Raw genomic sequence first — 22,822 nt, forward strand, 5'->3', positions numbered from 1 at the left:
GAGCCTTCTCAATCGTTGCTAGCTGGTGCAGGCGGCTGATGCCGCCCGACCTGCTGGTGGGGAAGGGGGGAGTTGAACCCCCACGCCCTTTCGGGCACACGGACCTGAACCGTGCGCGTCTGCCATTCCGCCACTTCCCCGGATGCTGTCCGGGACAGTCGGTAGAAAGACTAACCCGGCCGGTCCTTCCCGATCCCGGTGGGGGTGTCGGTCGGGGCCACCCGCTGGCAGGTGCCGGGACATACTACGCTGTCCCTGGTCGCCCCGAGCTGGATATCGCCCGCGACGCCTGGCGAAGAGTAGCACGGGGCGGGTCGGTCGTTCGGGACAGGCCGGGAGCGGTGGTCGATCGGCGTGCGGGTGGCACGGGCGACGGCCGGATACCATCATGTCCTCGGAACCCGAGGAGGAGCCGGTGAGCGTGCTGCAACGCTTCGAGAAGCGTCTGGAAGGCCTAGTCGAAGGGGCCTTCGCCAAGGTGTTCAAGGGTGTCGTGCACCCGGTGGAGATCCTCAACGCGATGCAGCGGGAGGCTGAGGCCCACAAGGCGATCCTGGCTGGCGGGCGCACGCTGGTGCCCAACCGCTACGTGATCGATCTCTCGCCGTACGACCACAGCCGGCTGGCTCCGTACGCGGCGGCTCTGGCCCAGGAGCTCGCCCAGTCGCAGGCGGAGTTCATCGGCGAGCAGGCCTGGACGGTCTACGGCGACGTGATCGTCGAGATCGAGCGCGGCGACGGGCTCGACACCGGGATGTTCCGGGTGACCGCCGAAGTCTTCACCGGCGGCGACGTCGCGCCGGTGCAGCAGCCCGGGTACGACATGCCCGGCGGTGGTCAGGGCGGCTATCCGCCGTACGACCAGCAGGGCGGGGGGTACGGTCAACCGCCGCACTCGCCGGCCGGCGCCCGCAACGTACGGCTGGTCTCGGGTGACGGGCGGACCTATCCGCTGCAGATGGGTTCGACCGTGATCGGCCGGGGTGACCAGGCCAATCTGCGACTGCCGGACGTGGGGATCTCCCGCCGACACGCCCGGCTCGACTTCGACGGTGCTCAAGTGGTGCTGACCGATCTGGGGTCGACCAACGGGACCATGGTCAACGGGCAGCGGGTCTCCGCAGTGGCCCTGAACCCCGGTGACATGATCCAGCTCGGGACGACCACGCTCACGTTCCGAGTGGATGGCTAACCTTGCCCGAATTCGTCGTTGCCGTCGCTCGGGTCGGCTTCATCGTCCTGCTGTGGATCTTCGTGTTCACGGTGGTGGGGGTGATCCGCCGGGATCTGTTTGCCGGTGCCCGCTCCAGCCGCCTCGTCGCGGCTCCGCGCGGGGTCAGCAGCAGTACGGCACCGGCCCGGCCGGCCAAGGTCAAACGGGGGCGGGCCGCTCATCAGCTCGTAGTGACCGCTGGCCAACTGGCCGGGACCAAAATTACTTTGGGTGAGTCTCCGATTACGATAGGTCGGGCAGAGGACTCCACCCTGGTCATCACCGATGACTACGCCTCGGCGCGACACGCCCGGCTGATGCCCCGCGACGGCCAGTGGTTCATCGAAGACGCGGGTTCCACTAACGGGACCTACCTGGACCGCGCTAAGGTCACCGGACCTACCCCCGTACCCCTCGCCGTGCCGATCCGAATCGGCCGCACATCTCTTGAGTTACGGCCATGACTCTGACCCTGCGCTATGCCGCCCACAGTGACCGCGGACTGATCCGTGACGGAAACCAGGACTCCGTCTACGCCGGGCCGCGGCTGCTCGCCGTGGCCGACGGCATGGGCGGGATGGCCGCCGGTGACGTCGCCAGCAACCTCGTCATCGGGGCACTGGCCCCCCTCGACGAGGACGTTCCCGGCGACGCCATGGTCGACGCCCTACGCGGCGCCGTCGGCCTGGCCAACCAGCACCTGCGGGACACCGTCGACGCCAACCCCCATCTGGAGGGGATGGGCACCACGCTGACCGCGACGCTCTTCTCCGGCAGCAAGATCGGCATGGTGCACATCGGCGACTCCCGGGCGTACCTGCTGCGCAACGGGGAGTTCGCGCAGATCACCAAGGACGACACCTACGTCCAGATGCTGGTCGACGAGGGCCGGATCAGCGCCGAGGAGGCCAGCAGCCACCCCCAGCGGTCACTGCTGACCCGGGCGCTGGACGGTCGGGACATCGACCCGGAGTACTCGGTACGCCAGGTCGTCGCGGGCGACCGCTACCTGATCTGCAGTGACGGGCTGTCCGGCGTGGTCAGCCCGGACACCATCGCCGAAACGCTGCGCGAGTACACCGATCCGGGCAAGTGCGTCGAGCGCCTGGTCCAGCTGGCGCTGCGCGGCGGCGGCCCGGACAACATCACCGTCGTCGTGGCCGACGCCACCGACCAGAGCATCCACGAGCAGGCACCGATCGTCGGCGGTGCCGCCGCTCGCGACCGCGGCATGGCGACCGCCGCCGACGACTCCACCCCGGCCGCCCGGGCCTCCGCACTGTCCGCGCCACGGGCCGCCGTGCCGGAGCCGGCCGACGCCGCCGCTGCCGCCCCGGACGACGACCAGCAACGCCCCCGCCGCCGGCCGCTGCGCGCGGCGATCGTGCTGGTCGTGCTGGTCGGCATCCTCGGCGGCGGGGTCTGGGCCGGCTGGGCCTACACCCAACGGCAGTACTACGTCGGCGCCACCGGCGACGGTCAGCTAGCGATCTTCCAGGGCATGCCGGGCGAGGTGGCCGGCGTCAGCCTCTCCACCGTGCACCAGACGAGCGACCTCGCCCTGGACGACCTGACCTCCGTCGCCCAGGACCGGGTCAAGCGCGGCATCCACGCCGGCAGCGAAGCCGAGGCGCAGCGGCACCTGCTGGAACTCACCCGGGACGACCCGGGCAACCCCAACCTGAAGCCGATCTGCCCGCCGTCGCCCTCCCCGACCCCGCCGCCGTCGCCCACGCCGTCACCGGAAGCCGACGTGACCGGATCGCCCGGTGCGACACCCGAGGGCCTCGTCTCCGGGTCACCGACCGGACCGGCGAACAGCCCGTCACCGGGCGGCACGCCGAGCCCGTCCGGTGCCCCGGAGAGCTCCCCGGACGCCCCACCGGTCGAGCCGGTCCCGCCGGTGACCAACCCGGCCGGTTGCCGGACGGTCGGCTGAGGCCGGCGAGCGAGGTGAAGGAAACCCAGTGACCGCTTCAGTCGGACCCGCCCCGCCGGCCATCACCGGTGAGATGCCGCGGATCCGCCCCATCAGGACGCGGCGGAACGCCGAACTCGGCCTGCTGGCCCTCGCGCTCGCCGTGGTCGCGCTCTACTCGGCCGCAGCCGAAGCGGCCGTGCTCGGCACCATCCGGCCCGGCTTCTGGGTGCCGACCGCCGTGGTCGGCGCGGTCTTCGTCGGCCTGCACCTGGTCATCCGGTTCTTCGCCCCGCACGCCGACCCGGCCCTGCTGCCGGCGGTGGCCCTGCTCAACGGCATCGGCGTCGGATTCCTGCGCCGCTACGACCTGGCCCAGGTAGCCGCCGCGGAGCGGATCGACTACCCGATCTTCGCCGGCACCGGCGGGCGGCAGCTGGCCTGGACCCTGGCCGCCGTGGTGCTCGCCGCCGGGCTGCTCGTCCTGGTCCGCGACCACCAGGTCGTCGCCCGGTACGCGTACACCCTCGGGCTGGCCGGGATCGTGCTGGTGATGATCCCGGCGGTGCTGCCGGCGCGGTACTCCGAGGTCAACGGCGCCAAGCTGTGGATCCTGATCGGCGGCTTCTCCATCCAGCCCGGCGAGTTCGCCAAGCTGGCCCTGCTGTCCTTCTTCGCGTACTACCTTGTCCGCAAGCGTGAGGTGCTGTCGCTGGCCAGCCGGCGGGTGCTCGGGATCGACTTCCCCCGGGGGCGCGACCTCGGCCCGGTGCTGGTGGTCTGGCTGCTCAGCGTCCTGGTCCTGGTCTTCCAGAAGGACCTCGGGACGTCGCTGCTCTACTTCGGCATGTTCGTGGTGACGCTGTACGTCGCCACCGAACGGGTCAGCTGGCTGATCATCGGTCTGCTGCTGTTCTTCGGCGGAGCGTTCCTGGCGTACCACCTGGGCAACATCGTCGGCGGTCCGTTCGCCAACTTCTACCAGCGGGCCAACATCTGGCTCGACCCGTTCTCCGACCCGTACGCCGACGGCTACCAACTGGTCCAGGGGCTGCTCGGGCTCGGCACCGGCGGGCTGTTCGGCGCCGGACCCGGCGGCGGCCAGCCGCTGAAGGTGCCGGAGGTGCACAACGACTTCATCTTCGCCGGCCTCGGCGAGGAGATCGGCCTGTTCGGGCTCTCCGCACTACTGGTCGTCTACCTGCTGGTCGCCGAGCGCGGGCTGCGGGCCGGTCTGGCGGTACGCGACTCGTTCGGCAAGCTGCTCGCCGGCGGCCTGGCGTTCACCCTCTCCCTGCAGGTCTTCGTGATCGTCGGCGGGATCAGCGGGTTGATCCCGCTGACCGGTCAGACCACCCCGTTCCTGTCCGCCGGCGGCTCGTCGCTGATGGCGAACTGGCTGCTGGTGGCGATGCTGCTGCGGATTTCCGACGCCGGCCGCCGGCCGGTGGTGGGGGCCGAGCCCCGGCCGCCCGGTACCCCGGCCGGACCACCCGCCCAGCTGCACGGCGCGCCGACGGAGGTGATCCGCCGATGAACGCCCCACTGCGCCGAGTCGGCGTGGTCATCATGGTTCTGTTCGGCCTGCTCTTCGTCAACCTCAACTGGGTCCAGGGCTACAAGGCCGAGGAGTACCGCACCAGCGACTACAACGGCCGGGTGCAGGTCGCCGAGTACGACCGGCAACGCGGCAACATCGAAGCCGGCGCCCGTGCCCTGGCCACCAGCACGCCGACCGATGGCGAGCTGCAGTACCTGCGGACCTACCCGGACAACGAGCTCTACGCGCACGTGATCGGCTACAAGCCGGTCAACCTGGCCGCCACCGGCGTGGAGAAGGCCGAGAACGAGTTCCTCGCCGGCACCAGCGACCAACTCTTCGCCGACCGGGTCCGGGACCTGTTCACCGGCGAGGAGACCGGCGGCGGGAACGTGCTGCTCACCATCAACCGGCGGGCGCAGGAGACCGCGTACCGGCAGCTGCTGGACAACCGGGTGGGCGTCGACGTGGGCGCGGCGGTGGCGCTCAATCCGCGTACCGGCGCGGTGCAGGCCCTGGTGTCGCTGCCCAGCTTCGATCCGAACCCGCTGGCCAGCCACGACACCGGGGCGGCTCAGGAGGCCTTCAACGAGCTGGACAGTGACCCGAACCGTCCGCTGAACAACCGGGCCCTCGGCGAGGTGCTGCCGCCCGGTTCCACCTTCAAGGTCGTCGTCGCGGCGGCGGCCCTGGAGAACGGCACCACCGTCGAGACGCCGATCTCCGCCGGCCCGGTCTACCGGCACCCTGACTCCGGCACCGACATCCGCAACGCCGTCGACTCCATCTGCCCGCAGGACGAGGTCACCCTGATCACCGCCCTGACCGACTCGTGCAACACCGGCTTTGCCAAGCTGGGCGTGGAGCTCGGCGCCGAGACGGTCAAGGCAAAGGCACGCGACTTCGGCTTCGAGGACGAGGAGCTGGTCGTCGGCCGGACCAGCGGTGACGACGGCCTGCCGGTCGCGGCCAGCCGGACCGGCGACATCGCCAACCCGGACGGCAGCGAGGACGGCGCGGCGCTGGCCCAGTCGTCGATCGGCCAGAACAACGTCCGGATGACCCCGCTGGAAGGCGCGATGATCGCGGGGGCGGTGGCCAACGGCGGCAGCCAGATGCGTCCGTACGTGATCCAGCAGCTGCTGCATGCCGACCGGACCAGCAGCTACTACACCGCGGACCCGCGGGAGCTGCGCCAGTCGGTGAGCGGGTCGGTCGCCGCCGACCTGCAGGAGATGATGGTCAGCGTCGTGCGCAACGGCACCGGCCGCAACGCCCGGATCGACGGGTACACCGTCGGCGGCAAGACCGGCACCGCGCAGGCCGGCGAGGGCGACGACGACCACGGATGGTTCATCGGCTTCGTCACGTCCGAGGACGGTGAACCGATTTCGGCGGTCTGCGTACTGCTGGAAGGTGCCGGCAGCGGCGGCAGCGCGGAAGCGGCCCGGATTTCCGGCCAGATCATGCGGGCCCTCGTCGCCGAACGTGAGGGGCGATGAGATGCTGAGCTCCGGAGTCCTGCTCGGCGGCCGCTACCGGCTCGACGAGCGCATCGCCAGCGGCGGGATGGGCGACGTGTGGCGCGGCACCGACGAGGTGCTCGGCCGTACCGTCGCAGTCAAGAGCCTGCTTCCCGCGCTGCTCGAGGAGCCCGGCTTCGCTGAGCGGTTCCGCGGCGAGGCCCGCACCATGGCCACCATCAACCATCCCGGCGTGGTCGACGTCTACGACTACGGCAGCGACAAGCACATCGCCTTCCTGGTGATGGAGTACGTCGAGGGCGACGCGCTGTCGCGCACCCTGTCCCGGGTCGGGCGGCTCACCCCGGCCCGCACCATGGCGCTGGTCGCCCAGGCCGCCGACGCGCTGCACGCGGCCCACGAGAAGGGCATCGTGCACCGCGACGTCAAGCCGGGCAACCTGCTGGTACGACCCAACGGCACGCTGGTGCTGACCGACTTCGGCATCGCGCGCTCAGAGATCGTCGGCCAGTTGACCGCCGCCGGCTCGGTGCTTGGCACCGCCTCGTACATCTCCCCCGAGCAGGCGTCCGGCGCGGTCGCGACGCCGGCTTCCGACGTGTACGCGCTCGGCGTGGTCGCCTACCAGTGCCTGTCCGGTCGGCGGCCGTTTGAGGGCGACAATCCGCTGGAAATCGCCATGAAGCACGTGCGGGAGGTGCCGCGCGCGCTGCCGTCGGACATCCCACCCGTGGTCCGCAGCTTCGTCGAGCGCGCGCTCGCCAAGGATCCGGCGGCGCGCTGGCAGAGCGCCGCCACGATGGCCGCCGTCTCCCGGCAGGCCGCCACCACTCTCGCCGGCCAGACCCGGCCACCGGCCGGCCCGCCCCGGCCACCACACGCTCAGCAGCACCCGGGCCAGCAACATCCTGGCCAGCAGCACCCCGGCCAGCACCCGGCCGCGCCCCGGCCCACGTCGGCAGCGCCGGTTTCGCCGATGGCGTCCGGCCCCGCACCCATGTCCCCCGGGCCGATGTCTCCGGGGCCGATGTCGCCGGGGCCGATGCACCCCGGCTCGGTGCCGCCCAATCCGGTGCCGCCCGGTCAGCGGCCGCCGCCGGGGCAGCCGATGCCCGGACCACCCGGCTACCGGCCCGCCACCGCGCCGATGATGCCGGGCGGGTATCCGGCCGGCTACCATCACCCTGCCACCCCGGCGCGGCAGCCCCTGCCCGCTTCGGGTCGTCCACCCAACCCGTACGGCTACAACCGGCCACCAGCCCCGCCCCAGCGGTCCGGTGGCCTGCACCGGCAAGTGTTCACCGTCCTGGCGATCATCCTCGGAGCGTTGATCGTGTTGCTCTGCACCGGGCTGGTCGCTTACCGGATCATCGACAGCGCCAGCAATTCGGCCGCTCTGGGGCAACCCGTGGTGCGATTGGTTACGGCTGAGAACCAGATGGCAGCCGGACACGTCGAAACCAGCGTGGGACCCGTACCGTCGATGGAAGCACCCGACTTGGTCCGATCCGATGACGACCAGACGAGCGAAGGACGACAAGGACGATGACCGCGCAGGCCCGCCTGCTAGGTGGCAGGTACCAGGTCGGCGAGTTGCTCGGCTATGGCGGTATGGCCGAGGTTCACCGCGGCCGTGACCTGCGGCTCGGCCGTGACGTCGCGATCAAGATGCTGCGCACCGACCTGGCCCGGGACCGGACTTTCCAGGAACGGTTCCGGCGGGAGGCGCAGAACTCCGCGTCGCTCAACCACCCGGCGATCGTCGCGGTCTACGACACCGGCGAGGAGTACGCCGCCACCGGCGAGACGCTGCCGTTCATCGTGATGGAGTTCGTCAACGGCCGCACCCTCAAGGAGGTGCTCGCCGCCGAGGGCCGGCTGCACCCGCGTCGGGCCCTGGAATACTGCGCCGACGTCTGCGCCGCACTGGAGTTCAGCCACCGGCACGGCATCATCCACCGGGACATCAAGCCCGGCAACGTCATGCTCACCCAGACCGACCAGGTCAAGGTGATGGACTTCGGCATCGCCCGCGCACTGGCCAGCGGCGCGACCACGATGACCCAGACCTCGGCGGTGATCGGCACCGCGCAGTACCTTTCCCCGGAGCAGGCCCGGGGCGAGTCGGTGGACGCCCGGTCCGACGTCTACGCGGCCGGCTGCGTGCTGTTCGAGCTGCTCTGCGGCCATCCGCCGTTCGTCGGCGACAGCCCGGTCAGCGTCGCCTACCAGCACGTCCGGGAGGACCCTCGGGCGCCGAGCGAGATCAACCGGGACGTCACCCCGGCGATCGACGCGATCGTGTTGAAGGCGCTGGCCAAGAACCCGGTCAACCGCTACCAGAGCGCCGGCGAGATGCGGGCCGACCTGCTGCGCGCCGCCTCCGGCCGGCCGGTGCTGGCCACCCCGGTGCTGCGCGACGACGAAACCGCGGCGATGGGCGCCACCGGGCGTACCGGCTCGACCCAGCGGATCCCCGGCGGCGTCGGCGGCCCGCCGCCGAGGCGGACCTCGCCGGCGGTCATCGCCGGGCTCAGCGCGCTGGGCGTCTTCGCGGTGATCGCCCTGGCCACCGGGCTGATCTGGATGAACTCCGCCCCCGACGAGCCGGTCACCGTCGATCTGCCCAACCTCGTCGGCGCGCAGATCGAACAGGCCCAGCTGACCCTCACCGACCTGCAGCTGACAGCGGACGTCACCCCTCGCGACGACGCGAACTGTACGGTCAACACCGTCGTCGATCAGTCGCCGAAGCCGGGCGCCGTCGAACCGGGCACCGAGGTGGCCCTCGTCGTCTGCTCCGGCCCGGGCACGGTCCAGGTCCCCGATGTGGAGGGCTTCACCCGCAGCGCGGCCGAGCAGCGGCTCACCGACCTCGAGCTGATCGCCGTCTTCGAGGAGGTGGACAGCTCGGCACCGAAGGACCAGGTGGTCGAGGTGCCCAGCCTCGGCGAGATGGTGAAGGTGGGCAGCGAGGTCGAGGTGCACGTCTCGCTCAACAACCTGCGGGACATGCCGAACGTCGTCGGCTACACCGAGGCCCAGGCCGTAGCGAGGCTGGAGAACGCCGGCTTCGACCCCCGGGTGATCGACGGGGAGGAAGTCGACCCGGCCGATGCCGGCATCGTCACCAGCCAGAGCCCGAACAACGGCGAGCACCGGGTCAACTCCCGGGTGGAGATCGTCGTCTCCCAGCCCCGGCAGGAGGTGGAGCCGTCGCCGGATCCGACCGGCAGCCCGTCGCCGACCGGCTCCCCCCCGACGACCAGCCCGCCACCGGGCGACGGTGACGGCGAGGGCGGTGGCGGTGGCTCCAGTACCCCAGGCAGCGGAGTGAGCGGTCTGCTGCCCACCGCGCCCGTCTCCCGGCTGTTCGACTGAGTCGCGGCCCGCGGTCCAAGCGGCCAGGCCTGCGCTCAGGCCGACACGAACGCGGCCCGCCGCCGAGTCTCCACCTCGGCGGCGAGTCGCGGTGCCCGCTGCCGGGCCTGCGGCAGACCGCACCCGGCCAGCCAGTTCGCCAGCATCAGATGGCCGCCCTCGGTGAGCACCGACTCGGGGTGGAACTGCACACCCTCGACCGGCAGGCTCCGGTGCCGCATCGCCATCACCACCCCGGACGCGGTCCGCCCGGTGACCTCGATCTCGGCCGGCAGACTGTCCTCGCGTACCGCCAGGGAGTGGTAGCGGGTGGCGGTGAACGGGTCCGGCAGCCCGGCCAGCACCCCGACGCCCCGATGCTCGACCAGCGAGGTCTTGCCGTGCAGCAGCTCGGGAGCACGTTCGACGACCCCGCCGAACGCGGCACCGATCGCCTGATGACCGAGGCAGACGCCGAGGATCGGCAGCTGTCCGGCGTACCGCTCGATGACCTCCAGGCAGATGCCGGCGCTGCCCGGCGCACCCGGCCCGGGGGAGAGCAGCACGCCGGCCGCGCCGAGCCGGCCGACCTCGTCGACGGAGATCTTGTCGTTGCGCCGAACGTCGCAGTCGGCACCCAGCTGGCCGAGGTACTGCACCAGGTTGAACACGAACGAGTCGTAGTTGTCGATCACCAGTACGCGCACGCGGACACCTGACTCTAGTCGCCGTTCTCATCGGGTACGGGGTTGTTCGTCTCGGTGTCGTACGGCAGCTCGTAGTCGTCGGCGCCGCCACCGTCCGGATCGCCGCCGTCGCCGCCGTCGGCCGGATCGCCGCCGTCGCCGCCGTCGGCCGGACCGCCGTCGCCGGGGTCGGTGCCGCCGCCGTCCTCGGTCACCTGGACGTCGTCGAACGGCAGCAGCGGCTCCGCCCACGGGAAGACCACGTACCAGAGCAGGACGACCGTCAGCCCGGCGAGCAGCGCCGAACCGATCAGCTTGCCGGGCGTGCCGAACGGGAGCTTGCGCCAGATCCAGGCGTACATGGCTCAGCCGCCGAGTTCCGCCGGTCGGCCATCGGCCTTGGGCTGGCTGCGGACCAGCGCCGCGTGCACGATCAGCCGCTGGTAGTTGTCGAACTTCGGGTGGCAGGTGGTCAGGGTCAGCATCGCCTCGGTCGGCTGCGCCCGGCGGTCGCCGGGTACGGCGGCGACCACTTCGGTCTGGTTGGGCAGCACGATGTGGTTGCGGGTGACCGCGTACACGTGCCAGGTGTCCCGGTCCTCGACGACGATCGTGTCGCCGTCGCCCAGCTCGTCCAGCCGCCAGAAGGTGGCCCGGTTGCGGTGCCCGGCCACCGAGAAGTTGCCGACCTCCCCAGGGCCGGCGCTGTCCGGGTAGTGACCCGGCGCGTACCGGATGTCGTCCTGGCCGACGCCCTCGACGACGATCCAGTTCTTGTCCAGCTTCGGGATGTAGAGCCCGGCGACCGGGGTGCCCTGCACCTGGATGGTGGGGGACGCCTCGGGCTCGGGTGTCGGGCCGTCGCTGACCACCGGCTCGGGCACCTCGGCCCACTGCTGGGCGAGCTGGTCGCTGAGCTCGTCCTGATGGGCGTTGACGATGACCGACTTGCCCCAGATCTCGTAGCCGGCGAAGAGCAGTACCACGATGCCGAAGGTGATCAGCAGCTCCCCGGTGACCCGGGCGGTGGTGCGCAGCGCGGTCCAGATGGTCGGTCTGGTCAGTTCGGAGTACACGCTCTTGTAACCGCTGTCGGTGCGCTCCGGTCGCAACTTGACCACCCGCTCACCGCGACGGGGGGCGGCACCGTCGCGCTCGCCGGGGCCGGGATCCCGCCCGCTGCCGGCCGGTGACTCGCCGTTCGGCGGCGGCTGGTAGCTGCTGATCACGACCGGCAGCACCGTGGTGGACGCGGCCGGCTCGGCCGGGTAGGCGGGGATGACGGCCGTGCGGGCAGCATCGTCGCGCTCCGGCGGCCGGGGGCGCTGGTACTGGGCCAGTTGCTGCGGCGAGTAGCCGGGCGGGTGCTGATGTGCCGGGGGTGTCGGGCCCGGGGCCGTTGCCGGGTTCGGCCCGGTGAAGCGGGGAAGCACCGTGGTCGAGTCGTCGGTGTGGTATGTGCGGTGCCGGCCCGAGTCGTGCGGTTGGTCGGGATGGCCGGGCGCCTCTGGATGGCCGGGCACCCCGGGCCGGGTCATCGCGCCGACTCCGCAACGGTGGTGTGCCGCAGCGCTGCCGAGCCGTCGAACGCCGGCACGGTCAGCTCGGCTTCGACGGTCTCCTGGTAGCCCAGCTGGAAGTGGGTCACGGCGTCCCTGAACAACTGCACCCCTTCGGAGTCGGCCAGCGCCTGCTGCAGGGCGCTGGGGTCACCGATCGCGGCGATCCGAAATGGGGGCGAGTAGACCCCGCCGTGCAACAACAGCGTGTTCCCGACACAGCGTACCGCGCTGGTCGCCAACACCCGTACATCCATGATTGACATCGCTTCGGCGCCGCCGGCCCACAGTGCGTTGACCACTGCCTGTACGTCGCTCTGGTGCACCACCAGGTCGTCGTTGCTGGCACCGTCCGGCAGGTCGGTCAGCCGCGGCGCGTCGTCGAGTTCGATGATGACGCCCGGGCCGGCCAGCGCGGTGAAGCCGGCCGCTGACCGGTTCGCGTCGATCCGGGCCTGCTGCCGCGCGATCGGCTCGTCCGACCCGGCGACCAGCTCCGTCTGCTGGTCGACCTGGTCGCGCAGTTGGGCGGCTCGTTCCTCGGCGGCGGCCAGCTGGGTACGTCGGTCGTCGATCAGCTGCGCGAGTTGTGGTCGACGGTCCTCCCGCAGGCTGGTGCCGCTGGCGGTGGTGGCGGTCGTGGTGAACAGCAGGCCGGCGAGCAGCGCGATCAGCGGTACGCCGGCGGACCAGCCGGGCTGCTCCGCGCCGCGCCGGCGACGCAGCAGTCCGCGAACGGCACGCCGGACCACGTCCCGCCAGGACGCGCTGCCGGAGGTGTACTCCATCTCGCCCCCTCTCCGCCTGCCGGCCATCGACAAGTGTCCGCATAATGGACCACCTGGGCGGTCTATCGCACCTGGTGGACCTGGTTGTGCCCAAATGTCGCTGCTGCCGTGCTGCGGCCCGTGGCCGGATCGCGGCAACTTGACTACGCTAGCTCTTGAACATTATTGGCCATGGACCGTCGCCGCTGCGTCCGGTTGCCGGGCCGGATGATAGCCACCAGGAGAGCGCCGTGCCCAAGTCGCAGGTTCGCAAGAAGAAGGTCTACACCCCGCCGACCGACGTCCGCCCGACCCAGACGGCTGCCACCCGCAAGCCGAGTCCGGTCTGGTTGCCGATCAGCGCCGTCTCGTTGATCGTCTTCGGCATCGGCTGGCTGGTCGTCTACTACCTGTCGGAGACCGCCTACCCGGTCGCCTCCTGGGGCTACTGGAACCTGGCGATCGGGTTCGGCGCCATGGTGAGTTCGCTGATCCTGCTCTCCCGCTGGCGCTGACCCGGTTCACAGTCGGTCCGCAGCCGGCCCGCCAGTGCCGCCCAAGGTCGGTCGGTGTCCCCGAGGACGCCGGCCGACCTGCTGTTTTATCGAGGGCCGGGCGGCGGCGCGGCGGCGACGCTGCCATAGGGTGGCGAGTACCGGGCGCCGGTCCGGTGCGACGCTCGTCACATTACCCATGGGTAACCTGGCGGTAGGCTGAAGCTCCGTGACCGGCCTTCCGGTCACTCTGCCGCTCGTCCAGCACACCGGGAGGCCAACGAATGGGTACGGTCCAGATCGTCACCACGGTCGTCGCCGCCATCGTCACCGCCGTCGCGGTGGTGCTCGCCGGCCGGGCGGTCTGGCAGTTCGTCTCGATCATCCGACTCGGCAAGGCCGACCCGCACCGCACCGGTGACCCGGCCACCCGGGCGAAGGTGATGCTGAGCGAAACCCTCGGCCACACCCGGATGCTCAAATGGAGCGTCGTCGGGGCGGCCCACTGGTTCGTCATGGTCGCCTTCATCGTGCTCTCCATCCTCGTACTGGAGGCGTACTTCGAGGTGGTCGACGCCGGCGGCGGCATTCCGGTGATCGGCGGTTGGCTGCTGTACGGGCTGGTCACCGAGCTCATCTCGATCCTCGGCATGGCGGGTATCGGCGTGCTGATCGGGATCCGGCTGGCGAACCGGCCGACCCGCGCCGGCGGCCGGTCACGGTTCACCGGCTCGACGATGTGGCAGGGCTACTTCGTCGAAGCCGTCGTGCTCGCCGTACTGATCTGCGGCTTCTTGATCCGTGGCTTCCGGGTGGCCACCGACCACTTCGACTTCCCGGTCTGGGCCACCCCGGTGAGCCACGCGCTCGGTGCCGTCCTGCCCGCCTCCGAATCGGCGATCAGCATCACCGCCCTGATCAAGATTCTCATCTCGATGACCTGGCTGATCGTCATCGCGCTGACGCTGACCATGGGGGTGGCCTGGCACCGGTTCGCCGCCTTCTTCAACATCTACTTCAAGCGGGACCCCGGCCGGCCCAACTCCGGCCTCGGCGCGCTGCGGCCGATGATGAGCGACGGCAAGCCGCTCGACTTCGAAGAGGCCGACCCGGAGTCGGACCAGTTCGGCGTCGCTCAGGTCGAACAGTTCAGCTGGAAGGGCCTGCTCGACTTCACCACCTGTACGGAGTGTGGCCGCTGCCAGTCGCAGTGCCCGGCCTGGAACACCGGCAAGCCGCTGTCGCCGAAGCTGCTCGTGCTGTCGCTGCGCGACCACGCCTACGCCAAGGCGCCGTACCTGCTCGCCGGCGGCGGAAAGGATCTCACCGGCGAGGAGAAGGGCACGACCGAACAACTCGCCAAGGTCGACGCCCTGGCGCTGGCCGAGGCCGACCGCCCGCTGATCGGCGGCGCCGACGACGGCGGCGTCATCGACCCGGACGTGCTCTGGTCGTGCACCACCTGCGGGGCCTGCGTGGAGCAGTGCCCGGTGGACATCGAACACGTCGACCACATCGTCGACATGCGCCGCTACCAGGTGCTGATCGAGTCGAGCTTCCCCAGCGAGGCCGGCGTGATGCTGCGTAACCTGGAGAACAAGGGCAACCCGTGGGGTGCTCCACCGAACACCCGGGAGGACTGGACCAAAGGGCTCGACTTCGCGGTGCCCCGGGTCGGCGAGGTGGACGACTTCGAGTACCTGTTCTGGGTCGGCTGCGCCGGCGCGTTCGAGGACCGGGCCAAGAAGACCACCCGCGCGGTGGCGACCCTGCTGCACGAAGCCGGCGTCGACTTCGCCATCCTCGGCGAGGGCGAGACCTGCACCGGCGACCCGGCACGGCGGATCGGCAACGAGTTCGTCTTCCAGATGCTGGCCCAGCAGAACGTCGAGACCATCAACGAGGCGTTCGGCGACCGGGAGCCGGCGAGACGCAAGATCGTCGCGACCTGCCCGCACTGCTTCAACACCCTCGGCAACGAGTACGGCCAGCTCGGCGGCCACTTCGACGTCGTACACCACACCCAACTGCTGGCCCACCTGGTCACCGCCGGCAAGCTCACCCCGGTCACCCCGGTCGACGGTGGGTTGACCTACCACGACCCGTGCTACCTGGGCCGGCACAACCGGGTGTTCAGCCCGCCCCGGGAAGTGCTCGGTGCCGCGTTGACCGCAGGCGCCGGGGCGGGCGGCGACGCGGCCCAGCTGCGGGAGATGCCGCGCAACTCGGAACGCTCGTTCTGCTGCGGCGCCGGCGGGGCGAGGATGTGGATGGAGGAGCGGATCGGCAAACGGGTCAACGTCGACCGGGTCGAGGAGGCGCTCTCCACCGGTGCCCAGACCATCGCGGTCGGTTGCCCCTTCTGCTACACCATGCTCGGCGACGGGGTCACCGGCAAGCAGTCCAGCGGCGCGGCGGACGAGAACGTCGAGGTCGTCGATGTGGCGACGGTGCTGCTCAGGTCGGTCAAGCCGGCGGTAGCATCGTCGGCGTCATCGTCGGCCGAGGAGTAGGGAGAAGCGGGTGCTGGGTTGGGCCCGCGAGTTCCTCTCCCAGCCCTGGCCGTTCCTCACCCTCGCGGCGCTGGCCGGCGTGAGCCTGCTGGCGCACCGGCCGCTCGCCGTACGGCTCGGCTGGGCACGCTGGCCGACGCTCGGGATGCTTCTCGGCGCTGCCGCGATCGCCGCGCTCACCCTGCCACCGGCACCGACCGGGTCCGGCGTACCGCTCGCCCCCGGGGTCTCCGTTTCCGGCCCGGACGGGGAGGTCTTCGCCGCGTGCCTCCGGTCGCTCACCGATCCGGCGGTGCTGTGGTCCGGGCTGGTCACCGTCGACTCGCTCGGCGAACGGGTCGGCAACGTGGCGATGTTCGTACCACTGGCGTTCTGCACGGTGCTGGCGGTCCGCCGGCCAGCGCTGGCCACCGGGCTGCTCCTGCTGGCCCCGGTGGTCGTCGAAGTAGGCCAGGCGGTGCTCGGCGTCGGCCGTGAGTGTGTCGGCTACGACTGGGTCAACAACGCGACCGGGGTGCTGATCGGGGCGGTCGGCGGCGGCGTGGTCCGGTTGCTGTGGCGGCGGTTCGCGCCGTCACCTACCAAGGTCAGCTAGCTGCCAGTCGCGACGTCGGTGGCGGTGAAGACGCTGCGGGCGACCGTTGCCCGGTACCCGGCGACGACGTCGGTGGTCGCAGCGATCGGCCAGGCTGCCGGCCCGAGCACTGCGGGCGGCCGGCGCCGCGCGTCCAAAGGTGGTGCAGCACCGACGTCCGGCACGTCGAGTGCGTTCAGCAGGCAGGCCAACGCGGCGGTACGTGGTCCGACCGGTCCGGCGCCGCGCTCGGCGGCGGCCAGCCGTCGCCGGGTCTCCGTCTCGGCGGGCGGTTCGCCGCCGTCCGGCGGAGCGAACTTGGTCCGGGGCAGCACCCAGAGCACCCGGTCCCGTTCCCGGCGGAGCACCCCCGAGACGACCAGCCCGTTGAGTACCTCGTCGACTACACCGTGGGACAGATCGACCACCCAGTCGCGGGTCGCGCGGCCAGGCTCGGCCAGAATCCTGGTCCGTACCCGGTCGAGCAGCTTCCGACCCGGGTCGCTGCCGGGCGCGTACCCGCTGCCGGGATCGTCGCCGGCCTGCACCCGGCCGTCCGTGTCGATCGAAATCTGCCCGCCGACGGCGAGGTCGCACAACACCGCCCCGGCGACCGCATAGTCGAGCTCGGGGGAAGCGACGGTCGCGGTCCCGGAATCGTCATAGCTGAGCAGGACCAGCTCCTCCGCGAGGCTGAGCGACGTCATCAGAGTCCTTCCGTGGATACTCCGGCGTTGCGGCCGGGGAGGAACCGGAACCCTGCGGAAGCAGGGCAGGCACGACCTCGCCTTCCTCGGCCACCACTGCCGTGGTGGGGGTCGACGCCGGCCTCGACAGCCTGTTCACCCTGTCGACCGAGGAGAAGATCCCCAACCCGAGACATGAACACCGTGACCGGCGGCGGCTGGCCCGCGCCCAGCGGAACCTCGCACGCAGGGCCAGAGGTTCGGCCAACCGGGCCAAGGCCCGGTTGGCGGTGGCCCGGGTTCATGCCCGGAGCGCCGACCGCCGCCGTGATCACCTGCACAAGTTGACCACTCGGCTCGTTCGTGAAACCCAGACGATCCTCGCGGAGGGGCTCTCCGTGACTGCCTGTGGAGGCGGTGTAAGACCTCACCAGGAGTCCTCCTCTCGGACGGGGCGGTCGTCGGTGAAGCAGGAACCCCCTGGGGCGACCCAGGGAATCTCCGTTCCTCCAGGGCGGGGAGGAAGTCAACACGCTAACCGCCCAGCCCGGTGCCTGCAGGAGAAACGGTAGCTGCGAGAGAAGCAGCGGCTGCGGGCGGCGACGAGCAGCTGCTTGCAATGAAGCAGAGACGGCAGGCGGTCTTGAACGAACGCCGCGCTTTCCAATAAGGTGATGCACCGACCGCTGCGGATGTCGGCCTCCGTACCCCCGCCCGTGAGGCCCCAGCGATCGACCATTGAAGGAGTCGCTGCCAATGGCACGTGCGCTCGCAAACTCGCACATCCATCGTCACAGTGGGTCCCCATATCGACGCGGAGAGCATCCGCGTGTACGAGTTCTTCAGCGTATCGCGTTTGCGCTGTTGCTTACCGTAACCGCACTGGTCTTCCCGGCTGTTCCGGCTCACGCCGAGCCGACGCTCGCTGAGATCGAAGCCGAGTTGGACGCCCAGTGGCTGAAACTGGAACCGGTCATCGAGCAGTACAACAAGGTGCACAGCGAGCTCAAGGCCAACGAGAAGAAGGCGGCTGCGCTCGACGAGAAGATCCGCCCGCTGTCGCTGCAGGCCAACCTGGCGGCGGACGAGATCGGTGAGGTGGCCAACCGCTATTACCGGACCGGGCCGTCGAGCGAGCTGAACGCACTCCTCCGGACCGGATCACCGACCAGCCTGGCGGATCAGCTCGTGGTGCTGGACCGGATCTCCAAGCGTCGGCAAGAAAAGATCACCGCCGTTCTGGAGACCCGCGACCGCTATCTCGCCGAACGGCAGACGCTGGACGAGTTGATCACGAAGCAGCAGGCACAGGACAAGACGCTCGCCGAGCAGCGCAAGACCATTGACGCCGAGATCAAGCGCCTGGAACGGGCGCGAAACGCCGCGTACCAGTCCACCGGCTACACCGGCGGATCTGGTGCCTCCGGCCCGTGTCCGGCGGTGTCGGTCGGTGGAGCCGCCGGGACCGCGGTACGCACCGCGTGTGCACAACTCGGCAAGCCGTACGTCTGGGGTGCCACCGGGCCGAACGCGTTCGACTGTTCCGGCCTGACCCAGTATGCCTGGGCAAGTGCCGGTGTCAGTCTCACGCATTACACCGGAACTCAGTGGAATCAGGGCAGTTCGGTCAGTCGCGCCAACGCCAGACCAGGGGATCTCGTGTTCTTCTTTAGTGATCTGCATCACGTGGGGATCTACATCGGTAATGGCCTGATGGTGCACGCTCCACGCGCAGGTCAACCCGTGCAGATGGAGAACATCGACAACATGCCGCTCGCCGGATTCAAGCGGGTCGGCTGATCGCAGCAGGTCAGCCCGCTCGCCAGGGCAATCTGAGTGACGTGCTTTGGCCAGCCGAACGTACGGTCGGACCGGTCTGAACGGGCCGGTCCGCCCAGCAAAATTCGAACGCTTGAACGATGGCAGCCTATGCACGATGCGCAATCGTCCGCGTACTCAATGAGATAGTCTGTGTTCTCGCTTGCGTAGCGAGAACGCTGCTCTCTAACCTTGGGGATCGTCGAGTCGGGAGGACGTCAACCAACCGGGTTGACCTCGACCTGACACCACCTAATCGCCGCCTGACGGCGAGCCGGGGACCCACGGCACTCCCGGGGTGAATCCGCAGACCACCTGCGGTAGGGCGTCTCCTTTCCGCCCGAACCCGTCAGCTAACCCGGTAGGCGGTCTGGGGAGAAGGAGTCCGGTGGCTACGAGCGCCCCTCGGCGATACCTCCGGTGGTCCAGCCGCGACCATCGGCGAAGAACGCCGCACGACCCTCGACGAATACTCACCGCGTTGATCGCCGCCACCACCGGCGTCGGTCTGCTGCTGGTCGGAGCGCCGGCGCAGGCGCAGCCGACCGTCGCCGAAATCGAGTCGCAGATTGACGAGGTCTGGGCCGAGCTCGAACCGACGATCGAACGGCACAACGCCGTACGGCAGGATCTCGCCGCCAAGAAGAAGCAGGCGGACGAACTGCAGAAGAAGATCAAGCCGCTGCAGATCCAGATCGACCTGGCGATGGACCGGGTCAGCGAGTTCGCCGCGCGGTCGTACAAGGGTGGTAGCCCGTCGGTCTTCAACGCGATTCTCACCAACGGCAAGCCGACCCACCTCGCCGACCAGCTCGAGCTGCTGGACCAGTTCGCCCGCCGGCAGGCCCGTGACGTGCAGGCCGTCGTCGACCTCAGGAACGAGTACGCCGCGAAGAAGGCCCCGCTCGACGAGTTGATCGTCGAGCTGACCAGTACCGAGGCCCAGCTGGCGGCGAAGGCCAAGGAGATCGACGCCGAGGTCGACCGGTTGCAGGACCTGCGCCTGGAGGCGTACGGCTCGACCAACACCCTCGGCTCGCTGCGTCCCGCGCCCTGCCCGGCGACCTACCCCGGCGGTGCGGCCGGCAAGGCCGTCACCTTCGCCTGCGCGCAGATCGGCAAGCCGTACGTGTGGGGTTCGGCAGGACCGGGCAGCTACGACTGCTCCGGTCTCACCCTGGCCGCCTGGGGGCAGGCCGGTGTCTCACTGCCACACAACGCGGCCCGGCAGCGTCAGGTGACCGCCAATGTGAGCCGGGACCAGCTGCGCCCCGGCGACCTCATCTTCTACTACAGCGGGCTCTCCCACGTCGGCATGTACGTGGGTAACGGCTGGATCGTGCACGCCTCCCAGGCGGGCGAACCGGTGCAGATGCGCAAGATCGGTTCGAGTGTGCACAGTTACGGCAGGCCCGGCTAGACCTCACTCCTCCCCATGGCCTGGCGCGTGTCGCTGATCCCCCCGTCAAGCGGCAGCACCGGCCACCGGAAAGGCGCCCTCCCATGTCTCCCCCCGGCTTGGGAGGGCGCCTTTCGCCTGCCCGCCGCCAATGGGTCGGCTCTCCGACAGCCCAGCCGGTTCAGCTGGTCGGCCAGGTGCGCCACCGCTGCCAGGACCGGCTCGGAGTGGGCCCACGCTGCCCCTGGTACCGGGATCCGTAGACCGCCGACCCGTACGGATGCTCGGACGGCGACGAGAGCCGGAAGATGCACAACTGCCCGATCCTCATCCCGGGCCAGAGCTTGATCGGCAGGTTCGCCACGTTGGACAACTCCAGCGTCACGTGGCCGGAGAAGCCGGGGTCGATGAAGCCGGCGGTGGAGTGGGTCAACAGGCCCAGCCGACCCAGGCTCGACTTGCCCTCCAGCCGGGCGGCCAGGCCGTCGCCGAGCGAGACGACCTCGAGCGTGGAGGCAAGGACGAACTCACCGGGGTGCAGGACGAACGGGTCGCCGCTGGGCACCTCGACCTGGGACGTCAGATCGTCCTGCCGGGTGGCCGGGTCGATGTGGGTGTACAGGTGGTTGTTGAAGACCCGGAAATACCGGTCGAGCCGGACATCGATGCTCGACGGCTGGATGAGCGAGGATTCGAACGGCTCGAGGGAGAGGCCGCCGGACTTGGTCTCCGCGACGATGTCCCGGTCGGAGAGGAGCATCGTCACACGATAGCGACCGTGCGGCCGGTGTGACCGTGCGGCCGGTGTCCTGGCCGGAACGTACCCGGATCGGCGTGGCCGGGCGATCCCACTATCTCTTCGTACACATGTTCGATAGAATCACCGCATGGCAACCTGGTCCGAGTTCGCAGCCGACGAGCCCCGCCTGGCCACGGCGATCCGACTCCTCATGCAGCAGTACGGTCCCGGCCTCGGCTACCTCGCCACCGTCCGAGCCGACGGTGGTCCCCGGGTGCACCCGGTCTCCCCGGTGATCACCGACAGTGGGCTGTTCTGCTTCATCATCGACTCGCCGAAGCGGCGTGACCTGGAGCGGGACGGTCGGTACGCGCTGCACTCGTTCCCGCCGGAGGAGAGAGACGACGAGGCGTACCTGGCAGGTCGGGCGCATCCGGTCACCGATCCGGCCAAGGTGGGTCGGCTCGCCAGCGATCTCGGGGCCGTGCCGCACGTCGACTGGCGGCTGTTCGAGTTCACCGTCGACGTGGCGATGGTGGCGCAACGCGCTGGCGGCACCGGCCACTACGCGGCGGCGCCACGGCAACCAGCCGTCCAGGTCTGGCTCGACCCGACCAGCGGCAGCGTTTCCCACCCGGTGCCGACCCCGGTCGCCTGCTGACCCGCCGCGTGGCACCGGCCGACGCGTTGACGCCCTACCCGTTGACGGTCGGTCGACGGGCGCCGAGCCGTACCCCATGCTGTGCTCGGTTGGCGGCCGGGCCTGTTGCGCAGCGACCGGGCGGACCGGGTAGAGTGGGGCCGCTCGCGGGTGTAGTTCAATGGCAGAACATCAGCTTCCCAAGCTGACAGTGCGGGTTCGATTCCCGTCACCCGCTCCACATGCGGAAGACCCGCTCAGGACGTCGGTCCTGGGCTGCGGTTGGTCAGCTCTGCCACCTTTTGATCAATTCCTAGATTCCGGTCGTCAACCCGGACGCTGATCAGGTGTTCGGGGTCGTACCCGCGCTCGGCTTCTGCGACCAGTTCGCTCTCCAGCTGCGACGTGAGCGCCGTACCGTCCTTGGTCTGTCGGCTGGCTGCCAGAGCTGCCCGCCCGGGGACCCAAGATGCCTCCGCACACGTGATGCCGCAGGTGCATCCTGATGCACCTCTGGCATCAGGCCGAACAGGCGACCCTGGCCCGATGGGGTTGCACTGCGTGCAACGACCGCCGCGCATCGTCACCGACCTTGCGGTGTGGACGACGTCGGGCCGATACCCAGCAGCGCCAGCGCGGCGACCCGGCTTTCGATCACCTGGATCCGGTCGGCCCGTTCCGTCGGGGACCAGTGGGCCTGCTGGTTGGTCACCTGCCCGGGCCACTTCCGGTATAGCAACCCCGGCTCGTCGATGAAGTGACCGTCGCTGACCGTGCTCGCGGCGAGGAGCAGCCCGGTGTCCTCGGAGGCGGGCAGCGCCAGCCAGCCGCCCAGGGCCAGCAGCAGGTCCGTACGGATGCACAGCGTCGCCGGGTGCACCGGCAGCCGGTAGGCGTCCTCCTGCCAGCACCGGTGGACCGTACCGGCGGGCAACCGGCCGCCCGGTGGATCGGTGGCCATCCGTACCGTGCGGTGGTCGCTCAGCAGATCGAGCGCCGCCGCGGTGGTCCAGCCGACCGTCGGGTCGGCGGTGAGGACCGCGATGTCGCGGGCCAGCGCGTCGGAGGTCAGCCTGTCGTCGGCATCGAGCACCTTGACCAGCGGCCCGTCTGCGCGGGACAGCGCCATGGTGCGGGTGACGCCGGGGCCACCGGGGCGGTTGTGGCCGACGCTGATCCGGCGGTCCTGAGGCAGCGCGGCGGCGACCTCGCCGGTCTGCCCGTCCTCCTGCACCAGCCAGCGCCACTGCCAGCCAGGCGGCATCCGCTGCGCCCGCAGCGAGGCGTACGCGTCAGCGAGGTACGGGATGCTCGCGGGATGGACAGGAGTGACCACCGAGATGGTCTGCGGGGGCCGGCGCATCGCTCCGACTCTACTATGGGTTGTTGATCGTTGACCCAGCGTTGTGGCGCCCCGGTCTCTGGTACGAAT

The 22,822-nt window shown here is 70.1% G+C and carries 20 protein-coding genes, 2 tRNA genes, 1 pseudogene and 1 riboswitch; of the genes and pseudogenes, 15 read left to right on the forward strand and 8 right to left on the reverse strand.

What is annotated here, in order from left to right:
* Positions 1-54 precede the first annotated feature (54 nt).
* Positions 55-140 (reverse strand) — tRNA-Leu (locus ACXAHD_RS00485).
* Between the two features lie 248 nt (positions 141-388).
* Here ACXAHD_RS00485 and ACXAHD_RS00490 point away from each other — a divergent pair.
* The 7 genes from ACXAHD_RS00490 to pknB all read left to right on the forward strand — a co-directional run bounded on the left by ACXAHD_RS00490 (position 389) and on the right by pknB (position 9,536).
* Entirely contained in the window at positions 389-1,192 is an 804-nt protein-coding gene (locus ACXAHD_RS00490; RefSeq protein WP_123606559.1) for an FhaA domain-containing protein, read from the forward strand.
* Positions 1,193-1,194: 2 nt separating this feature from the next.
* Positions 1,195-1,677 (forward strand): FHA domain-containing protein FhaB/FipA, encoded by a 483-nt coding sequence (locus tag ACXAHD_RS00495; protein ID WP_281552418.1) that lies wholly within the window; start codon positions 1,195-1,197, stop codon positions 1,675-1,677.
* Positions 1,674-3,152: a PP2C family serine/threonine-protein phosphatase gene (locus ACXAHD_RS00500; RefSeq protein ID WP_281552419.1), complete on the forward strand. Its 1,479-nt coding sequence runs from the start codon at positions 1,674-1,676 to the stop codon at positions 3,150-3,152. Before ACXAHD_RS00495 ends, ACXAHD_RS00500 begins: the two co-directional genes overlap by 4 nt.
* 73 nt (positions 3,153-3,225) lie before the next feature.
* On the forward strand, positions 3,226-4,668 hold the full coding sequence (locus ACXAHD_RS00505; RefSeq protein ID WP_281555775.1) for an FtsW/RodA/SpoVE family cell cycle protein: 1,443 nt from the start codon (positions 3,226-3,228) through the stop codon (positions 4,666-4,668).
* The gene (locus ACXAHD_RS00510; protein WP_289211776.1) at positions 4,665-6,173 is read left to right on the forward strand and encodes a peptidoglycan D,D-transpeptidase FtsI family protein; all 1,509 of its coding nucleotides are present in this window, start codon (positions 4,665-4,667) and stop codon (positions 6,171-6,173) included. Before ACXAHD_RS00505 ends, ACXAHD_RS00510 begins: the two co-directional genes overlap by 4 nt.
* A 1-nt stretch (position 6,174) precedes the next feature.
* The gene (locus tag ACXAHD_RS00515; RefSeq protein ID WP_475047538.1) at positions 6,175-7,704 is read left to right on the forward strand and encodes a serine/threonine-protein kinase; all 1,530 of its coding nucleotides are present in this window, start codon (positions 6,175-6,177) and stop codon (positions 7,702-7,704) included.
* Positions 7,701-9,536 carry a Stk1 family PASTA domain-containing Ser/Thr kinase gene (gene pknB / locus ACXAHD_RS00520; RefSeq protein ID WP_475047541.1) on the forward strand — a complete coding sequence of 612 codons (1,836 nt, stop codon included), beginning with the start codon at positions 7,701-7,703 and terminating at the stop codon, positions 9,534-9,536. Before ACXAHD_RS00515 ends, pknB begins: the two co-directional genes overlap by 4 nt.
* 35 nt (positions 9,537-9,571) lie before the next feature.
* On the opposite strand, the gene ACXAHD_RS00525 is transcribed toward pknB, so the two are convergent.
* Genes ACXAHD_RS00525 through ACXAHD_RS00540 form a run of 4 tightly spaced genes read right to left on the reverse strand, consistent with a single transcriptional unit; the run spans position 9,572 to position 12,548 of the window.
* A complete protein-coding gene (locus ACXAHD_RS00525) occupies positions 9,572-10,222 on the reverse strand; it encodes an aminodeoxychorismate/anthranilate synthase component II (RefSeq protein WP_475047544.1) in 651 nt (216 codons plus the stop codon).
* 14 nt (positions 10,223-10,236) lie between these two features.
* Positions 10,237-10,563 (reverse strand): hypothetical protein, encoded by a 327-nt coding sequence (locus ACXAHD_RS00530; RefSeq protein WP_475047547.1) that lies wholly within the window; start codon positions 10,561-10,563, stop codon positions 10,237-10,239.
* Positions 10,564-10,566: 3 nt separating this feature from the next.
* Complete coding sequence (locus ACXAHD_RS00535; protein ID WP_475047550.1) at positions 10,567-11,739, reverse strand: class E sortase; 1,173 nt, start codon at positions 11,737-11,739, stop codon at positions 10,567-10,569.
* On the reverse strand, positions 11,736-12,548 hold the full coding sequence (locus ACXAHD_RS00540; protein WP_281552425.1) for a DUF881 domain-containing protein: 813 nt from the start codon (positions 12,546-12,548) through the stop codon (positions 11,736-11,738). The genes ACXAHD_RS00535 and ACXAHD_RS00540 overlap by 4 nt, the downstream gene beginning before the upstream one ends.
* Positions 12,549-12,778: 230 nt before the next feature.
* On the opposite strand from ACXAHD_RS00540, the gene ACXAHD_RS00545 reads away from it, so the two are divergent.
* The 3 genes from ACXAHD_RS00545 to ACXAHD_RS00555 all read left to right on the forward strand — a co-directional run bounded on the left by ACXAHD_RS00545 (position 12,779) and on the right by ACXAHD_RS00555 (position 16,129).
* Positions 12,779-13,042, forward strand: coding sequence for a cell division protein CrgA (locus ACXAHD_RS00545; RefSeq protein WP_123606549.1), 264 nt, complete (start codon positions 12,779-12,781; stop codon positions 13,040-13,042).
* A gap of 263 nt (positions 13,043-13,305) precedes the next feature.
* The gene (locus ACXAHD_RS00550) at positions 13,306-15,534 is read left to right on the forward strand and encodes a heterodisulfide reductase-related iron-sulfur binding cluster (RefSeq protein ID WP_289211781.1); all 2,229 of its coding nucleotides are present in this window, start codon (positions 13,306-13,308) and stop codon (positions 15,532-15,534) included.
* Between the two features lie 10 nt (positions 15,535-15,544).
* Positions 15,545-16,129 carry a VanZ family protein gene (locus tag ACXAHD_RS00555; protein WP_281552427.1) on the forward strand — a complete coding sequence of 195 codons (585 nt, stop codon included), beginning with the start codon at positions 15,545-15,547 and terminating at the stop codon, positions 16,127-16,129.
* Here the strand turns inward: ACXAHD_RS00555 and ACXAHD_RS00560 are convergent.
* A complete protein-coding gene (locus ACXAHD_RS00560) occupies positions 16,126-16,815 on the reverse strand; it encodes a GOLPH3/VPS74 family protein (RefSeq protein WP_281552428.1) in 690 nt (229 codons plus the stop codon). The two genes, ACXAHD_RS00555 and ACXAHD_RS00560, sit on opposite strands and share 4 nt — an antisense overlap.
* Positions 16,816-16,904: 89 nt before the next feature.
* On the opposite strand from ACXAHD_RS00560, the pseudogene ACXAHD_RS00565 reads away from it, so the two are divergent.
* From ACXAHD_RS00565 to ACXAHD_RS00575, 3 genes and pseudogenes are all read left to right on the forward strand, one after another.
* Positions 16,905-17,366: pseudogene (locus ACXAHD_RS00565) on the forward strand (RNA-guided endonuclease InsQ/TnpB family protein); the annotation flags it as partial.
* Between the two features lie 184 nt (positions 17,367-17,550).
* Positions 17,551-18,594: a C40 family peptidase gene (locus tag ACXAHD_RS00570; protein WP_289211782.1), complete on the forward strand. Its 1,044-nt coding sequence runs from the start codon at positions 17,551-17,553 to the stop codon at positions 18,592-18,594.
* 257 nt (positions 18,595-18,851) lie between these two features.
* Positions 18,852-18,995, forward strand: a riboswitch (cyclic di-AMP (ydaO/yuaA leader).
* A gap of 98 nt (positions 18,996-19,093) precedes the next feature.
* Positions 19,094-20,032: a C40 family peptidase gene (locus ACXAHD_RS00575; protein ID WP_281552430.1), complete on the forward strand. Its 939-nt coding sequence runs from the start codon at positions 19,094-19,096 to the stop codon at positions 20,030-20,032.
* 160 nt (positions 20,033-20,192) lie between these two features.
* On the opposite strand, the gene dcd is transcribed toward ACXAHD_RS00575, so the two are convergent.
* Positions 20,193-20,771, reverse strand: coding sequence for a dCTP deaminase (dcd, locus tag ACXAHD_RS00580; RefSeq protein ID WP_281552431.1), 579 nt, complete (start codon positions 20,769-20,771; stop codon positions 20,193-20,195).
* 127 nt (positions 20,772-20,898) lie between these two features.
* Between dcd and ACXAHD_RS00585 the strand changes: the two genes are divergently transcribed.
* Both ACXAHD_RS00585 and ACXAHD_RS00590 read left to right on the forward strand, forming a co-directional pair.
* On the forward strand, positions 20,899-21,411 hold the full coding sequence (locus ACXAHD_RS00585) for a pyridoxamine 5'-phosphate oxidase family protein (RefSeq protein WP_281552432.1): 513 nt from the start codon (positions 20,899-20,901) through the stop codon (positions 21,409-21,411).
* A 146-nt stretch (positions 21,412-21,557) separates the two neighbouring features.
* Positions 21,558-21,631: transfer RNA gene (locus ACXAHD_RS00590), tRNA-Gly, on the forward strand.
* Positions 21,632-21,973: 342 nt separating this feature from the next.
* On the opposite strand, the gene ACXAHD_RS00595 is transcribed toward ACXAHD_RS00590, so the two are convergent.
* Positions 21,974-22,753 carry a glycosyltransferase family 2 protein gene (locus ACXAHD_RS00595; protein ID WP_289211783.1) on the reverse strand — a complete coding sequence of 260 codons (780 nt, stop codon included), beginning with the start codon at positions 22,751-22,753 and terminating at the stop codon, positions 21,974-21,976.
* Positions 22,754-22,822 lie beyond the last annotated feature (69 nt).

Source organism: Micromonospora sp. ABR4_055, from assembly GCF_056160425.1.

Excerpts from the sequence above, each read along its gene's own strand:
- pknB (WP_475047541.1), top strand. The coding sequence starts at position 7,701 with ATGACCGCGCAGGCCCGCCTGCTAGGTGGCAGGTACCAGGTCGGCGAG.
- ACXAHD_RS00530 (WP_475047547.1), bottom strand. The coding sequence starts at position 10,563 with ATGTACGCCTGGATCTGGCGCAAGCTCCCGTTCGGCACGCCCGGCAAG.
- ACXAHD_RS00540 (WP_281552425.1), bottom strand. The coding sequence starts at position 12,548 with ATGGAGTACACCTCCGGCAGCGCGTCCTGGCGGGACGTGGTCCGGCGT.
- ACXAHD_RS00595 (WP_289211783.1), bottom strand. The coding sequence starts at position 22,753 with ATGCGCCGGCCCCCGCAGACCATCTCGGTGGTCACTCCTGTCCATCCC.
- ACXAHD_RS00515 (WP_475047538.1), top strand. The coding sequence starts at position 6,175 with ATGCTGAGCTCCGGAGTCCTGCTCGGCGGCCGCTACCGGCTCGACGAG.
- ACXAHD_RS00510 (WP_289211776.1), top strand. The coding sequence starts at position 4,665 with ATGAACGCCCCACTGCGCCGAGTCGGCGTGGTCATCATGGTTCTGTTC.
- ACXAHD_RS00585 (WP_281552432.1), top strand. The coding sequence starts at position 20,899 with ATGGCAACCTGGTCCGAGTTCGCAGCCGACGAGCCCCGCCTGGCCACG.
- ACXAHD_RS00560 (WP_281552428.1), bottom strand. The coding sequence starts at position 16,815 with ATGACGTCGCTCAGCCTCGCGGAGGAGCTGGTCCTGCTCAGCTATGAC.
- ACXAHD_RS00550 (WP_289211781.1), top strand. The coding sequence starts at position 13,306 with ATGGGTACGGTCCAGATCGTCACCACGGTCGTCGCCGCCATCGTCACC.
- ACXAHD_RS00490 (WP_123606559.1), top strand. The coding sequence starts at position 389 with ATGTCCTCGGAACCCGAGGAGGAGCCGGTGAGCGTGCTGCAACGCTTC.
- dcd (WP_281552431.1), bottom strand. The coding sequence starts at position 20,771 with ATGCTCCTCTCCGACCGGGACATCGTCGCGGAGACCAAGTCCGGCGGC.
- ACXAHD_RS00535 (WP_475047550.1), bottom strand. The coding sequence starts at position 11,739 with ATGACCCGGCCCGGGGTGCCCGGCCATCCAGAGGCGCCCGGCCATCCC.
- ACXAHD_RS00500 (WP_281552419.1), top strand. The coding sequence starts at position 1,674 with ATGACTCTGACCCTGCGCTATGCCGCCCACAGTGACCGCGGACTGATC.
- ACXAHD_RS00570 (WP_289211782.1), top strand. The coding sequence starts at position 17,551 with ATGGCACGTGCGCTCGCAAACTCGCACATCCATCGTCACAGTGGGTCC.
- ACXAHD_RS00505 (WP_281555775.1), top strand. The coding sequence starts at position 3,226 with ATGCCGCGGATCCGCCCCATCAGGACGCGGCGGAACGCCGAACTCGGC.